This is a genomic window from Anaerospora sp., assembly GCF_032013335.1.
Classification (GTDB): Bacteria; Bacillota; Negativicutes; order Sporomusales; family DSM-15969; genus Anaerospora.
In genome coordinates this window covers 66729-81565 of the sequence record NZ_DALZUO010000014.1, presented here as the reverse complement: position 1 = coordinate 81565, position 14837 = coordinate 66729, and the positions used below count along the sequence as shown (strand labels likewise).

Annotated in this window: 15 protein-coding genes; all 15 read left to right on the top strand. The window is 44.8% G+C overall.

The window, feature by feature from the left end; translation table 11 throughout:
• Window positions 1–150 precede the first annotated feature (150 nt).
• On the top strand, window positions 151–558 hold the full coding sequence (locus RTR76_RS12725) for a CoA-binding protein (RefSeq protein ID WP_312521216.1): 408 nt from the start codon (window positions 151–153) through the stop codon (window positions 556–558).
• A gap of 19 nt (window positions 559–577) precedes the next feature.
• The gene (gene trxA / locus RTR76_RS12720; protein ID WP_312521214.1) at window positions 578–904 is read left to right on the top strand and encodes a thioredoxin; all 327 of its coding nucleotides are present in this window, start codon (window positions 578–580) and stop codon (window positions 902–904) included.
• Window positions 905–1018: 114 nt separating this feature from the next.
• Window positions 1019–2956 carry a ferrous iron transport protein B gene (feoB, locus tag RTR76_RS12715; RefSeq protein ID WP_312521212.1) on the top strand — a complete coding sequence of 646 codons (1938 nt, stop codon included), beginning with the start codon at window positions 1019–1021 and terminating at the stop codon, window positions 2954–2956.
• A complete protein-coding gene (locus tag RTR76_RS12710) occupies window positions 2944–3183 on the top strand; it encodes a FeoA family protein (RefSeq protein ID WP_312521210.1) in 240 nt (79 codons plus the stop codon). Before feoB ends, RTR76_RS12710 begins: the two co-directional genes overlap by 13 nt.
• A 125-nt stretch (window positions 3184–3308) precedes the next feature.
• Entirely contained in the window at window positions 3309–4079 is a 771-nt protein-coding gene (gene lgt / locus RTR76_RS12705; RefSeq protein ID WP_312521208.1) for a prolipoprotein diacylglyceryl transferase, read from the top strand.
• 12 nt (window positions 4080–4091) lie between these two features.
• A complete protein-coding gene (locus tag RTR76_RS12700; protein ID WP_312521206.1) occupies window positions 4092–4550 on the top strand; it encodes a YbaK/EbsC family protein in 459 nt (152 codons plus the stop codon).
• 41 nt (window positions 4551–4591) lie between these two features.
• A complete protein-coding gene (locus RTR76_RS12695; protein WP_312521204.1) occupies window positions 4592–5416 on the top strand; it encodes a polysaccharide deacetylase family protein in 825 nt (274 codons plus the stop codon).
• Between the two features lie 171 nt (window positions 5417–5587).
• A complete protein-coding gene (gene mraZ, locus RTR76_RS12690) occupies window positions 5588–6019 on the top strand; it encodes a division/cell wall cluster transcriptional repressor MraZ (RefSeq protein WP_312521203.1) in 432 nt (143 codons plus the stop codon).
• A gap of 13 nt (window positions 6020–6032) precedes the next feature.
• Window positions 6033–6965 (top strand): 16S rRNA (cytosine(1402)-N(4))-methyltransferase RsmH, encoded by a 933-nt coding sequence (gene rsmH / locus RTR76_RS12685; RefSeq protein WP_312521201.1) that lies wholly within the window; start codon window positions 6033–6035, stop codon window positions 6963–6965.
• A gap of 41 nt (window positions 6966–7006) precedes the next feature.
• Window positions 7007–7459, top strand: coding sequence for a septum formation initiator family protein (locus RTR76_RS12680; RefSeq protein ID WP_312521199.1), 453 nt, complete (start codon window positions 7007–7009; stop codon window positions 7457–7459).
• A 23-nt stretch (window positions 7460–7482) separates the two neighbouring features.
• On the top strand, window positions 7483–9567 hold the full coding sequence (locus RTR76_RS12675) for a stage V sporulation protein D (RefSeq protein WP_312521197.1): 2085 nt from the start codon (window positions 7483–7485) through the stop codon (window positions 9565–9567).
• A gap of 65 nt (window positions 9568–9632) precedes the next feature.
• A complete protein-coding gene (locus tag RTR76_RS12670; protein ID WP_312521196.1) occupies window positions 9633–11123 on the top strand; it encodes a UDP-N-acetylmuramoyl-L-alanyl-D-glutamate--2,6-diaminopimelate ligase in 1491 nt (496 codons plus the stop codon).
• Window positions 11123–12484, top strand: a complete 1362-nt coding sequence (gene murF, locus RTR76_RS12665) for a UDP-N-acetylmuramoyl-tripeptide--D-alanyl-D-alanine ligase (RefSeq protein WP_312521194.1) — start codon at window positions 11123–11125, stop codon at window positions 12482–12484. The genes RTR76_RS12670 and murF overlap by 1 nt, the downstream gene beginning before the upstream one ends.
• Before the next feature lie 18 nt (window positions 12485–12502).
• Window positions 12503–13477, top strand: coding sequence for a phospho-N-acetylmuramoyl-pentapeptide-transferase (mraY, locus tag RTR76_RS12660; protein ID WP_312521192.1), 975 nt, complete (start codon window positions 12503–12505; stop codon window positions 13475–13477).
• 1 nt (window position 13478) lies between these two features.
• Complete coding sequence (gene murD / locus RTR76_RS12655; protein WP_312521190.1) at window positions 13479–14834, top strand: UDP-N-acetylmuramoyl-L-alanine--D-glutamate ligase; 1356 nt, start codon at window positions 13479–13481, stop codon at window positions 14832–14834.
• Window positions 14835–14837: the final 3 nt, after the last annotated feature.

Here is a 14837-nt window from a genome sequence, read left to right as displayed (position 1 = left end):
TCTTTTTATTGTATTCATAATAAGGATGAGATGCTCATTATTGGCATCAATTGTAAGGGAAAACAGGTATATTGGGAAAGCAGTTGACTCACAATATGAGCAGGAATATAATGTTAATAACATCGATATGTGGGAAAAGGAGGATGCGACTTGGATAAGATTGCTGATGCACTTCAACTAAAAAACTGGGCAGTCGTAGGAGCAACCGACAATCGGGAAAAGTATGGCTATAAAATTTTTAAATTTATGAAAGAAAATGGTTACAATGTTTATGCCGTCAATCCTGGTGTAACTGAAATTTTGGGCGAGAAATGCTATCCCACTCTTGGTGACTTACCGGTAAAACCAGATGCTGTTGATGTTGTTGTTCCACCGCGTGTTGGCGAACAGGTAATGCGTGAGTGTGCTCAATTAGGTATTTCTACCGTATGGCTCCAGCCAGGGGCAGATGCTGCTTCTGTTGTTAAAGCGGGAGAGCAATTAAATTTAAATGTAATTCATGATTCATGCATAATGGTACAAGCACGGTGTAATCGTATAGCACAGAAAGAAATCTAAATGACAGGGGGAATTTGTAATGGCAAATGTTCAAAGTGTAAATGAAGGTACTTTTCAAGAAGAAGTAGTTGAATCTCAAAAACCAGTATTGGTTGACTTCTGGGCACCATGGTGCGGATACTGCACAAAACTTTCACCGGTAATAGATGAACTGGCTGACGAAGTTGGCGATAAATTAAAGATTGTCAAACTAAATGTTGATGAGAATCGTGCAATAGCTCAGAAATATGGTGTTATGAGCCTTCCTACCATGGTGGTCTTTAAAGAAGGCGAAGCTGTTGAAAGACTAATGGGCTTTATGCCTAAAGCAGGCATTACTGCTAAAATTGATCCGCTGATTAAATAAGTAAGTGAGACGCGTACTCCAAAAGAGTACGCGTCTTATTATTTACTGCGCATATTTACCTGTTCCCTTGAATAAAAAATAGCGACAGCTATTTCCTATTCAAGTGGAGGATGTATGAAACAAAAATTGCCTAAAGTTGTACTGATAGGTGCTCCCAATGTAGGGAAAAGCGTTATTTTTAATTATTTGACTGGAGCATATGTCGTTGTTTCCAACTATCCCGGAACGACGGTCGATGTTGCCAGGGGACAGGCAAAAATAAATGGGAAAGTATATGAAGTCATTGATACTCCAGGAATTTACTCCTTAAGTGCCGTTACGGATGAAGAGCGGGTCACATTGGAATTGCTGCGCAAAGAAAAGCCAGATTTGGTTATTCATATTATAGATGCGAAAAACATTAGGCGCATGCTTGCAACAACATTACAGCTCATGGATGGAGGTTTCCCCTTGCTGCTTATTTTAAATATAATGGATGAAGCCGAGCAGTATGGAATCCATATCCAGGTCAATCAACTCTCTGAATTGCTGGGACTGCCTGTTGTGGCAGCTTCGGCAGCGGCCAACAAAGGGATGAAAAGCTTAATACGAGCAATCGGCGTCGCGTCGCGGGAAGCGCCTGAGCCTATTTTTTTTTCCGAGCAAACAGAGAAAGCAATTCATGATATTAGTAAACAATTAACCGTTGGCTGCGGGTTTAATAAAAGGCTTACTGCCTTGCTGGTATTGCAAGGAGACCGTGTTGCTGAGCACATGCTTTCTCTGGAACGGCATGCGCAAGATATCCGTCAGTACCGGGATAGTTTCGCAGAACAAAGCGGGAAAAATCCGGCCTTGCTTATCGCTTTGGAACGGCAAGGTCTTATCGATAAGGTAGTGCAGTTGACTGTTACGTATGGAAAAGGCCAAAAAAGGTGGAGGTCAGAGCTGCTGGACCGGATTACATGCCAGCCTTTGACGGGACTGCCTCTGTTATGTATCGTACTGTATTTTGGCTTATACCAGTTTGTCGGGCTTTTTGGTGCAGGTGTATTGGTTGACTATCTGAATAATACTCTTTTTCTACAAATGATTATACCAATAGTAGAAGCTGCGGTAGAACAATACATTCCGTCAGAGTGGCTTCAATCCTTTATCATCGGCGAATATGGTCTTTTCTCACTTGGTATACGATATGCCGTTGCTATTATTCTGCCAATTGTGGGAACTTTTTTTGTTGCATTTGCACTTTTAGAGGATTGTGGATACTTACCTCGCCTTGCTATGCTTGTTGATCGATTTTTCAAAGCCCTGGGGCTGAATGGCCGCGCTGTTATTCCGATTGCACTTGGCTTTGGCTGTGGAACGATGGCAGTTATGGTGACTCGTACGTTGGAAACCAGGCGCGAAAGAGTGATCGCTACATTTTTGCTTTCCTTGACGATTCCCTGTTCTGCTCAATTGGGAGTAGTCTTATCTTTGCTGGCACATAACGAAAGGGCATTAGGTATCTGGCTTGGTTATATAGTATTGATTTTTGCTTTTTCCGGCTGGCTAAGTGCCAAACTTACCGGCAGCGGCGGCAGTGCTTTTTATATGGAGCTTCCACCACTGAGGGTTCCGGCAGTAGCGAACGTTATGAAAAAAGCATATTCGCGCATGCTTTGGTATTTTGCTGAAATTCTGCCTATCTTCATTCTCACAAGTTCCTTGCTGTGGATAGGGGATAAGAGCGGAGTGCTCGTACAATTAATTGCGCAGATAGAGCCTGTAATGAAGTTGATCGGCTTGCCGAGTGAGGCAGCGGAAGCGTTTCTACTGGGTTTTTTCCGTCGTGATTATGGAGCGGCAGGGTTGTATGATATGGTGTCTGCCGGTCAGCTGACTGATCAGCAATTAGTGGTGGCGGCAGTGACGCTTACCCTTTTTATGCCTTGCGTAGCTCAGTTTGCTGTCATGATCAAGGAAAGAGGCTTAGCGACTGCTTTAGTGATGAGCGGGATGATCGCCGTTACTGCTATTGCTTCTGGCTGGCTGGTGAACCAGGGGGTGATGCGGCTGTGGACCATGTAGTTCCGCTTACGCAGCTAAAAAAAGGAGATAAGGCTTTGATCTTTTGCTTTGATCCCTATATTGCCGTGCACTTTTCAAAGCTTAGTGCTTTTGGAATTCTTCCGGATGTAATGGTGAGTGTTATGCAAAGCTCACCAGCTGTTATCCTTAAAATTGACTATACACAAGTTGCACTGGACCGCGTGATTGCTGCAGGAATTATGGTCATTAACGTCAACAAAAAGTAAAGCATAGTACAGGGGAGGACTCCCTGTGCTATGTTGATGGACAAGATATACAACATTTATCACTGGTAATTTTCTGTCTGGCAATGTAAAATACTAATGGAATAGCTGTAACAATAGGAGCTGGCATGGGGAAAATTGCATTTTCTATAGGTCCCTTTCATGTATATTGGTATGGAATGATCCTTGCATTGGCCGTGGTAGCCGCGATTGTAAGTGGGATATTTCAAGCCCGGCTGCGTAAGCAATCACCGGAAAAAATACTGGATATTGCTTTATTCGGGGTGCCTATTGCTATTATTTGCGCGCGAGGGCATTATATAATGACGAACTGGGTCTTATACGCCGAACAACCGGGGGAGATGGTGTCTTTATGGCATGGCGGGTTATCTTTTACAGGAGCGGCCTTTGGGCTGCTGCTTACAATTGTTTTATATAGCAAGTGGAAGAATTTAAATCTGTGGTGTTGGGCGGATATACTTACTCCCGGGTTAGCATTAGCTCAGGCTGTTGGCAGCCTCGCGAATTTTATTAACCAGGAAGGATTCGGAGCACCGTCTAACTTGGCCTGGAGTATCTATATTGATTTTAACTGCCGGCCTGCCGGATATGAGCAATTTGACTTTTTTCAACCACTTTTTCTATATGAATCGCTTAGCTCTTTGGTTTTTTTTCTGCTGGCCACTGCTCTGGCATTTTACCAGGTCAAATCTGGCAAGGGCAGGACGGGCATTCTATTTTTAGTCTATTTTATTTTTCTGGCATCCATACGATTTATATTGGAAAGTCTGGAACTTAATCGTATTTTATTTATTGGACAGTTGACAGCTGACCAAGTGATCAGTGTAATTACCGTTGGTGTTTGCGCTTATCTGCTGGCAGCTAAGATTAAGAAGTAGGAGTGGAACTGTATGCCTTTGCAGCGTGTTAGACAATATATTGAGCAGTATGATGATTTAAAAATCGTTTTATTCGATGACAGTACGCATACGGCTGAATTAGCAGCTCAAACACTTGGGGTGACAGTAGGACAAATTGCCAAGACACTTGTGTTTATGGCTGATGATAATGCCATTGTAATGGTGACCTGCGGTGATAAAAAAGTGAATACCAGACACTTGGCGAAGGCGGTTGGCTGTAAGAAAATTAAATTTGCTGACGGTTTGACGGTTGAAGCTGTAACCGGCTTTACCCCGGGTGGAGTTTCGCCAGTCGGTCTGCTGCAAAAACTGCCTGTTTATTTAGATCAGAGCCTATACGCATATGACATCGTTTATGCTGCCGCAGGTACGGCAAACTCTGCGCTGCCGATTAGACCGGTACGTTTAAAGCAAATTACCGGTGCACAAATCATTGATGTTTGCAAATAGTTTTTGTATAAAGCTATAGTTGGAATGGAAGGAGAACTGAAATGAAAACTGTTTACCGGCGACTAGCGATTTTTGTCTGCTTACTGGCTATGCTTGGTATGATCGCCGTTTCCGTAGCGGGTACAGAGGCAGGAGTCGTTTCGGGAAGAATGAATGCATCAGCTAATGCTTTAGCTGATGTTCCAATACTCAATTATCATAAGATTGATTATTTACAGCATGCCTTATCCTTATCGCCGGAGGAGTTTGATAAGCAAATGGCTTATCTTGCAGATAACGGTTATCATACAGTCAGTCCTGATCAATTAATGGCATATCTGAATCATGGCAAACGTCTGCCGGATAAGCCGGTTGTGATTACCTTTGATGACGGTTATTTGGATAATTACACGCATGCCTATCCTATTTTAAAAAAATATGGCTTTACTGCTACTATTTTTGTGGTTACCGGACTAATCGGCACAGATGAACGATTTATGACCTGGGATCACGTTCGTCAGCTGCAGCACGAGGGATTTGTATTCGGCTCCCATACGGTTAATCATGTTGCTTTGGACCAAGTAAGCTTGGAACAGGCTAAAATTGAGTTAATCGAATCGCGGCGGGTGATCAAAGAACAAACCGGGCAAGCGGCACGATATTTCGCCTATCCTACCGGTGCCTATAACCTTCAAATTGAAGAACTGGTGCAGCAGGCCGGCTACCGGGCGGCATTTACAATTCGCTATGGTCTAGCCGGACCGGAGAGCGATCCCTTTGCAATGGAGAGGATTCCATTGTTTAAAAGTGAGCAATCTTTTCGCAGTTTCTTAATTCGCCTGAACGGTGCGCCTGTCATCGAACGGCTTGGATTAATTCGTAATTAGGGTTCTATAGGAGAATGGTCCTATAATTTTGGTTCTAAAATCCTTATTTCAAAATTTTTGAAAATTCTTCAAGCAAAATTGAAGGATTTTTTTTATTTTCCCAGAATTTACAATAAAAGTGGTGAAAAGTGGTGTAAAGTGGTAGTTGTTTAATGAGGGTGGTGATGAGACGTGTTGATGGGCGAATATCTGCATACGATAGATGCCAAAGGCCGTCTTATCCTGCCGGCTAAATTCAGAGAAGAATTAGGGGAATTGTTTATTGTCACCAAGGGCTTAGATAATTGCCTGTTTGTATATGCAAAAGAAGAGTGGGCTATCCTAGAAGGAAAGCTTAAGCAGCTTCCACTGGCTAAGCCGGAAGCCCGTGCTTTTGTGCGGTTTTTCTTTGCTGGTGCGGCTGAAGTGGAATGTGATAAGCAGGGGCGGGTATTATTGCCTACTAATTTGCGGGATTATGCCCAAGTCGAAAAAGATGTAGTCATTCTAGGTGTTTCCAACCGCGTGGAAATATGGAGTAAGTCTGTTTGGGATAGTTATAATGAACAAATTAGTCCAACGGTTGCCAGCATAGCAGAAAGTCTGGTTGATCTTGGAATTTAATGGAGTGAAAAAGGTGGAATTTCAACATACCAGTGTTTTACTAGAAGAGAGTGTCGATGCTCTTATAACAGATGCTGCAGGAGTTTACATAGACTGTACGTTGGGCGGAGCCGGACATTCAACTGCTATTGCTGCCCGTTTGTCTCCGGCAGGTCATCTTATCAGTATTGACCAGGATCCAGTGGCAATTGCCACTGGGAAGGAGCGCCTTAAGCAAGCGGCTTGTGCAGTAACAGTTGTACATGATAACTTTCGCAACTTAGGAGCTATTTTGGACTCACTGGATATTGAACAGGTAGATGGCATATTATTTGATCTGGGAGTTTCGTCGTATCAGCTTGATACAGCGGAACGGGGGTTCTCTTATATGCAGGATGCTCCACTTGATATGAGAATGGACCCGCGGCAGGAGTTATCGGCCTATCAGGTAGTTAATGAATATACGGAGCAGCAATTAGCTAAAGTAATTATTGATTATGGTGAAGAACGATGGGCACGACGCATTGTCCAGTTTATTTGTAAAGCCAGAGCTGTTAAGCCACTAGAAACAACAGGACAGCTTGTCGATGTGATCAAGCAGGCAATTCCTGCCGCGGCGCGCAGAGAAGGACCGCACCCCGCAAAACGGACTTTTCAGGCATTACGAATTGAAGTAAACAATGAACTTGGTATTTTACGCAGCACATTTGAAACTGCCGCTAAAAGACTGCGGACAGGCGGCAGATTATGTATAATAACCTTCCATTCACTTGAAGACAGAATCGCTAAGCAAACCTTACAGGAATTAGCAAAAAAATGCATTTGCCCGCCTCAATTGCCGATATGCGTATGCCAGACCAAACCGACTCTTAAAATGATGGGCAAACCTGTACCGCCGTCAGAAGAAGAAGTCGAAGGCAACCCACGTGCCCGCAGTGCTAAACTGCGTGTGGCCTTGCGAGTATAAATTGACATGAATTGTTCTAATTTCCGGGGAGGGAAATAGATATGTTAGTAAGCAGAAAGCAAGATTGGATGGTCCAGGATGAGATCGTTGTCCCCTCACTTCCCACCAAGTCCACGCCTAAGGTCAATAAAAATCTGCGCAGTAAATGTCTTATTCTGGCGGCGACGCTTGCAGTTATGGCAATGGCGGTCACTTTGCAAAGTGAATATATTGTCCGCTCAGGCTATAACCTCGTTCAATTAAAGGCACAGGCAGCGAAACTGGAAAAAGAGAATGAACTACTTCGCCTGGACATTGCCAAATTGAAGTCGCCACAACGTATACAACAAATCGCTACCAGTCAGTTAGGTATGGTTATGCCCCAGACAGTGCTATATGCCAGCAGTATTGGACAAAGCTCTCCCGAAGTTGCAAGCGGACAGAGCAAGACAATTACTGATAAGGTAGTTGGCATTTTTAAGGCGGGGACAGCGGAGGCAAGTAAGGGGCGCTAAATTCTCGTGATGGGGGATGAATTATGGCGTCAGCTTCGCATGTTACCATTCGTAAACGAGTGGCAGTTTTTTTCTTAATGGTGACTTTTGTCATAGTTGGTTTGATTTGTCGTCTTGGGTATCTTCAATTTTATAGGAGTACATGGTTAGCCGAAAATGCAACTGACCAGCGGGTACGAGAAATTCCCGTCGAAGCAAAGCGCGGGATCATTTACGATCGGCTCGGGCGCGAATTAGCCATTAGCGTCAGTGCCGAGTCGGTGTATGCAATACCGGCTGAAATACGCAATCCTGAAGAAACAGCAGCCAAGTTGGCTGCTATTTTGGCGTTAGACCCTAATAATCTGGCTGTTAAGTTGAAGAAAAGGCAAGCCTTTACTTGGGTTAAACGAAAACTTGATGCTGAAACGGCACGACAGGTGAAGGTCCTGAATCTTCCTGGAATTGGGCTTACACAAGAAAGTCAGCGCCATTATCCACAGGATAATCTGGCTGCCCATATTCTTGGCTTTACTGGTGTAGACAGCCAAGGTCTTGATGGTGTGGAGATGACATTTGACAGCTATCTTCGCGGCCGTTCGGGAAGTATTGTTGTCGAATATGACGCACGAGGCCGTGAAATACCTCATGCTAATCACCGCTATGTACCACCTGTAGATGGCCAGAATATTTATTTAACAATTGATTTGGTTATCCAGCAAATAATCGAGCGTGAACTGGATCGAATCATGAAAGAAACGCAGGCACGAGCCGCTACGATCATTATTATGCAGCCCCAAACGGGGGAAATTCTTGCCTTGGCGAACAAACCGGATTATAATCCCAATCGCTTTGCCGAATTTGCTCCTAAATTGTGGCGCAATAATGCCGTTTCCAATGCTTATGAGCCAGGATCAACTTTTAAAATTATTACAACGGCAGCAGCTTTAGGCGAAAGGGTCGTAAAATTAGAGGACCGCTTTTTTGATCCCGGATCAATTGAAGTTCAGGGGAGAAATATTCACTGCTGGAAGCATGGCGGACATGGCAGCCAAAGCTTCGTGGAAGTGGTGCAAAATTCCTGTAATGTGGGATTTGTTACCGTTGGCTTACGCTTGGGAACCGATCCTTTTTATCAGTATATTGATAAGTTTGGTTTTGGTAAGCATACCGGTATTGATTTGCCCGGTGAGGCTAAGGGAATCATGATTGACAAAGCAAAGGTTAAGCCAATTAATATCGCCACAATGTCGATCGGGCAAAGTATTGCTGTAACACCTATTCAACTCGTTAACGCCGTTTCTGCTGTAGCAAATGACGGCAAACTGAATAGGCCGCAAATTGTTAGAGAAGTAAAAGATAAAAATGGTCAATTGATCCGCGAATTTCAGCCCGATGTGGTTCGGCAGGTGCTGGAAGAGGCTGTAGCTAAACAAGAAAAAGGAGTTTTGGAAAAAGTTGTTGAAGAAGGATCTGGAAAGGGTGCTGCAGTAGAAGGCTATCGGGTGGCGGGTAAAACCGGCACGGCGCAGAAGGTAGGCGCTGGTGGTTATCTGCCTGACAAATATGTGGCTTCCTTTGTAGGCTTTGCTCCTGCCGATAATCCGCAAGTCGCCATGCTGGTAATTATTGATGAACCGGTTGGTCTTTATTATGGCGGTCAAATTGCCGCACCGGTATTTGGAGCCGTCATGAAAGACGTATTACCGTATATTAAGTTAACACCACAAATTCAAGTGGCTGCAAAAGACGGCAAGGAAATGCATACAGAGGTCCCGCAGGTTATCAATCTGCCTGTGTCAGAAGCCTCTAAACTGCTGCAAAAGGCAGGACTGACAGTTCGGTTGGAAGAAGCCGGCGAAAGAGTAACTGATCAGATTCCCAAACCAGGCAGCCGTGTGCCAAAAGGAACCAATGTATTACTTTACACGGATAATTCCCGCTATTTAAGTGGAGAGGTGACTGTGCCTGATTGTCTGGGCTTGTCTCTCACTGATGCGGCAAATGTTTTAACCGATGTGGGGTTAATGATCAACCCTGCCGGGACCGGCAATACCATAGTGCGCCAAGAGCCGCCGCCGGGCAGCAAAGCAATGCCGGGAGTGTCTATCCACGTTTTCTTTGAATAGTAAAAGTGGGTTAAAACTGGTAAAAATGGAGATAATAGGTAGGAAAAGGCAAGGGAGGAACTAGTATGTCCAAGAGTTTACATGAATTGCTTGCTTTACTTCCTGAGGCACAAGTCTTGGGTGAAGCAGGTCAAAAAATAGAAGGTATTACAGCGGATTCACGCAAAGTCGGTCCTGGCACATTATTTGTCTGTTTGACAGGTGCACGTGTTGACGGACATAACTTTATCGTTGAGGCTCATAAATTGGGAGCAACGGCTGCAGTGGTAGAAAAAGATGTGCCTGCTCCTGAGGGGATGACCCTCATTAAAGTTACGGACAGTCGTGAGGCAATGCAAGTAATCGTTCCTTTTTTCTATGATTACCCGGGGCGCAAAATGCGAATGATTGGTGTAACCGGTACGAATGGAAAAACGACGACAACACATCTGATCCGCAGTATTTTCATGGAAGCGGGCTATAAGGTCGGCCTCATCGGTACGATTCACATATTAATCGGAGACAGAATGCTGCCTGTACAAAATACAACTCCTGATGTTGTTGACCTGCAGAGCACATTGGCTGAAATGGCTGCTGAAGGCATTGACTACGTTATTATGGAAGTGTCATCCCATGCCCTGGAATTGGGACGTACGGCGGGCTGTGAATTCGATGTCGGGGTATTCACTAACTTAACGCAGGATCATCTCGATTTTCATATTACCTTTGATAAATACCGTGATGCAAAAGCCAAGTTGTTTAGTCAGCTGGGGGATGCGCATGCCGTAAAGGCGGGAAAACATGCCGTCATCAATTTGGACGATGCATCAGCCGTTCAGTTGCTGCAGCATTGCACCTGCCCTGTTATAACATATGGTACTGCCGAGCAGAGTACAATTAGAGCACAAGAAGTATCGGTCAAAGCCGAGGGCGTTCAATTTACAGTTACCGGTCCCTTTGGACATATGCCGTTACAATTAAAAATTACTGGCATGTTTAATGTCTACAACACATTGGCCGCAATTGGCACGGCCAGGGCGGAAGGTATTTCAACTGCTATCATTAATAAGGCGTTGGAAGAATTCCGTACAGTTTCCGGCCGATTTGAGCTGGTCGATGAGGGGCAGCCATATGCGGTTATTGTCGATTATGCCCATACTCCTGATGGTCTGGAGAATATTTTGAAAACGGCCCATCAGTTTGCTGAAAAGCGTATTATTGTGGTCTTCGGCTGCGGCGGTGACAGAGATAAAACAAAACGTCCAATAATGGGACGCCTGGCTGCTCAATATGGTGATGTAGTAATTGCAACCTCAGATAACCCACGAACGGAAGATCCTGTTGCCATTCTTGCCGATGTTGAGGCCGGAATCAAGCAAGGGCTGAAGAACGGAAAAGGGTATGAGGTCATTATTGATAGAAAACAAGCAATTGCCAAAGCATTGCAGGTAGCTCAGCCGCGTGATATTGTCATTATTGCCGGTAAAGGCCACGAAACGTATCAGATCTTAAAAGATAAGACAATTGATTTTGATGATCGTGAAGTGGCGCGTTCCGTTATTAGGGAGATGAGATAATGGCTGATTTTACTGTCGCTGAGGTGTGTACAGCTACGAAAGGCCTTTCCCGGGGAGGCATGGAAGGAGCCCGATTTCAGGGGGTTTGTACTGATACCCGGACCGTACAGCCTGGCAATCTGTTTATTGCGCTAACTGGTGAACGTTTTGACGGTCATGAGTTCATTCGTCAGGCAATAGAAAAAGGCGCAGCCGGAGTGGTTATCAGCAAGCAAGTGGTCGCACTGCCGGAGGGGATTGCGGTTATTGTGGTAGAAAATACGCTAAAGGCCTTGCAGGATTTAGCTCAGTTTCACCGCAGACGCTTTCAGATACCTGTTATTGCAATTACCGGATCAAACGGCAAGACAACCACGAAAGATTTGACTGCGGCTATATTAGCAAGCAAACTGCGAGTTCTGAAGACAGAAGCTAATTTTAATAATGAGATTGGTTTGCCGCGTACGTTGCTAAATATGACAAGTGAACATCAGGTAGCAGTTGTTGAAATGGGGATGCGCGGACCTGGTGAAATCGATGAGCTGGCAAAAATTGCAGAGCCTACCGCCGGGATCGTTACAAATGTTGGTGAGACCCATATTGAATTATTAGGATCATTAGATAATATTGCAGCAGCAAAGGCTGAGCTGGTTGAAGCTGTGCCCCCAGAAGGTTTTGTTGCTTTAAATGTGGATAACAAATATGTGCAGGCAATGAGCAGTAAAGCTTCAGGGCGTGTTATCCTTTATGGGATGAATGAGCCCTGCCAAGTTCAGGCTTATCAGATTGAGACGGAAGGATTGCAGACTTCTTTTATGTGCCGCTGTCACGGCGTAACGTTTCCATTGAGTTTGCCGATGGTTGGGTTGCATAATGTTTATAATACACTGGCTGCAGTAGCTGTTGCCTGGGAATTAGGCCTAAGGGCGGACGATATCCAAATGGGGCTTGCCCATTTCCAGCCTAGCTCCATGCGCCAGCAAATTGAGCGTGTAGGAGAATATGTCATTATTAATGACGCTTATAATGCCAGCCCGCTGTCTATGGCAGGTGCTATCGCAACGCTGCAGCAAGTTGCTGCAGGCAGGTCGATTGCGGTGCTAGGGGATATGCTGGAGCTAGGGGAAGTAGCAGTTGAAGCACACCGGCGGATTGGTCAGACTGCTGGTCAATGTGGTGTTGATGCGGTTGTTACAGTGGGGCCTCTAGCGGCGCATATCGCAGCAGCCGCTAGAGAAGCGGGCGTTAAAGAAACGCTATCGTATCAGAAACACGACGAAGCAGGGGCAGCGTTGCAACGCATCCTGCAGCCCGGAGATACGATCTTGCTGAAGGGTTCACGCGGGATGAAAATGGAGAAGATTTTAGAAATGCTTGGTTAGTAGTTGGGGAGGTTTACCATGCAGGAGTTGTTATTCGCAGCAGGCTTAGCTTTTATGATTGCACTACTTGTTGGTCCAATTGTCATTCCGATACTCAGAAGGCTAAAGTTCGGTCAGAGTATCCGGCAGGAAGGTCCGGAACGGCACTTGGCCAAGGCCGGTACTCCCACAATGGGAGGCGTAATCATTTTAACGGCATTGTTGGTGCCGGTGTTGTTTTTTGTTGGCAATGATCCGGAAGTTATACTGGCGTTATTTGTCACATTCGGTCACGGTGTGATTGGCTTTATTGATGATTTTATAAAAGTAGTTCTGAAACGGTCTCTTGGCTTGAAAGCAAGGCAAAAACTCTTAGGACAGATTATTATGGCAGTGGCACTTGCCTATATTGCTACTACTTATTTTGGTCGTGGTACGGACTTGTGGCTGCCTGTTATTGGTGTTAATGTTGATTTCGGCTACTTATACTATGTGTTAATTTTTCTGGTCTTAGTAGGAACGACAAATGCCGTAAATCTTACTGATGGGCTAGATGGTCTTGCAGCCGGCACAACCACAGTGGCTGCCACTGCTTATGCTGTAATTGCAATGGCTTTTGCCAAGCCCCATTTGGCAATTTTTTGCGTTTCACTGGCGGGTGCGACTCTGGGGTTCTTACGGTATAATGTGCACCCGGCAAAAGTGTTTATGGGGGACACAGGCTCGTTGGCACTGGGTGGAGCACTTGCTGCGGTAGCCGTATTGACTAAAACGGAATTATTGCTGGTGCTTGTTGGCGGAATATTTGTTTTAGAGGCCCTCTCTGTCATTATTCAGGTTATTTCTTTTAAGACCACTGGTAAACGGGTATTCAAAATGAGTCCGATTCATCACCATTTTGAATTATCCGGCTGGTCTGAAACAAAAGTAGTTACAGTGTTTTGGTTTGTCGGATCGTTATTTGCTATATTAGCATTACTCGTCTTGGTTATTAGCCGGGCAGGAGGAATTTAAAATGGAATTTTGCAACAAGCGGGTTTTGGTGCTGGGAGCAGGTATCAGCGGCCGCTCGGTCGCTGATGTGTTAGTTCGTCAGGGCGCAAGCGTTACATTAAATGATGCGAAAGAAATTGATATAAGAAAAGAAGAGTTTCGCCAATTGCGGGTACAGGGAGTTAATCTTGTTTTTGGCCAGCAGCAGGATGATTTGCTTGAGGGAATTGATTATGTTGTACTTTCGCCGGGAATTTCTATTTACATACCACTGATTCAAACGGCTCGCAGCCGCAATATTACGGTTATGAGTGAAATCGAGGTTGCCTATCAACTATGTAAAGCGCCTGTTATCGCCATTACCGGAACAAACGGCAAAACCACCACTACGACATTAACCGGGGAAATGTTAAAAGCTGCAGGAAAAGCTGTGGTGGTTGGAGGCAATATCGGCCTTGCACTGTCACATGAGGTATTGGGAGTAGATGAAACGGGAATTGTTGTTGCTGAGATTTCGAGTTTTCAATTGGAAAGTATTATTGATTTTAAACCTCATATTGCCGCTGTCTTAAATGTCACCCCGGATCATATTGACCGTCATCGCACCATGGAGGAATATCAGAGGACCAAAGAACGTATTTTTTCCAATCAAAGAGATAGTGAATATCTAATTCTAAATTATGATGATGTTGCTGTCCGTAATATGGCGGAGCGGGCTTTGTCGCAAGTTTTATATTTCAGCGCCAGTCAGGAATTACAAACTGGAGCATATGTTAAAGAAGGACTGCTGCAAATTAACTGGCAGGGGAAAAATTATCCTATCTGTTCTGTAAAAGAGATGAAGCTCTTTGGCAAGCATAATGTTGAAAATGCGTTGGCTGCCTGTTGTGCCGCTTTGCTGATGGATGTCAGCACTACTGCGATGAGTATGGTATTAAGAAGCTTTACCGGCGTAGAGCACCGTATAGAACCGGTAGCTACGGTAAATGGTGTCCCTTATTATAATGATTCAAAAGCTACAAACCCTGAATCCTCTATTAAGGCATTAGAAGCATTTGACGGGCATGTGGTGCTAATTGCCGGCGGGCGTGATAAAAATACGGATTTGAAAGAATTTATGGCTTTGGCGAAAGAAAAAGTTGATCATCTTATTTTAATAGGCGAAGCTAAGGAGCGCTTTGCTGCTCATGCGCAAGCAGCAGGAGTTAGTCATATTCACTGTACCGGCTCAATGGAGGACGCAGTGCAGCTGGCACACCGGTTAGCTCGACCTCCGCAGATTGTACTGTTGTCACCGGCATGCGCCAGTTATGATATGTTCGCGAATTACGAGGAAAGAGGGAGAGTTTTCAAAGAGTTAGTATGCCGTCTAGCGTAAGGA

Excerpts from the sequence above, each read along its gene's own strand:
- murD (WP_312521190.1), top strand. The coding sequence starts at position 13,479 with ATGGAATTTTGCAACAAGCGGGTTTTGGTGCTGGGAGCAGGTATCAGC.
- mraY (WP_312521192.1), top strand. The coding sequence starts at position 12,503 with ATGCAGGAGTTGTTATTCGCAGCAGGCTTAGCTTTTATGATTGCACTA.
- lgt (WP_312521208.1), top strand. The coding sequence starts at position 3,309 with ATGGGGAAAATTGCATTTTCTATAGGTCCCTTTCATGTATATTGGTAT.
- RTR76_RS12680 (WP_312521199.1), top strand. The coding sequence starts at position 7,007 with ATGTTAGTAAGCAGAAAGCAAGATTGGATGGTCCAGGATGAGATCGTT.
- trxA (WP_312521214.1), top strand. The coding sequence starts at position 578 with ATGGCAAATGTTCAAAGTGTAAATGAAGGTACTTTTCAAGAAGAAGTA.
- murF (WP_312521194.1), top strand. The coding sequence starts at position 11,123 with ATGGCTGATTTTACTGTCGCTGAGGTGTGTACAGCTACGAAAGGCCTT.
- RTR76_RS12700 (WP_312521206.1), top strand. The coding sequence starts at position 4,092 with ATGCCTTTGCAGCGTGTTAGACAATATATTGAGCAGTATGATGATTTA.
- RTR76_RS12670 (WP_312521196.1), top strand. The coding sequence starts at position 9,633 with ATGTCCAAGAGTTTACATGAATTGCTTGCTTTACTTCCTGAGGCACAA.
- RTR76_RS12675 (WP_312521197.1), top strand. The coding sequence starts at position 7,483 with ATGGCGTCAGCTTCGCATGTTACCATTCGTAAACGAGTGGCAGTTTTT.
- feoB (WP_312521212.1), top strand. The coding sequence starts at position 1,019 with ATGAAACAAAAATTGCCTAAAGTTGTACTGATAGGTGCTCCCAATGTA.
- RTR76_RS12695 (WP_312521204.1), top strand. The coding sequence starts at position 4,592 with ATGAAAACTGTTTACCGGCGACTAGCGATTTTTGTCTGCTTACTGGCT.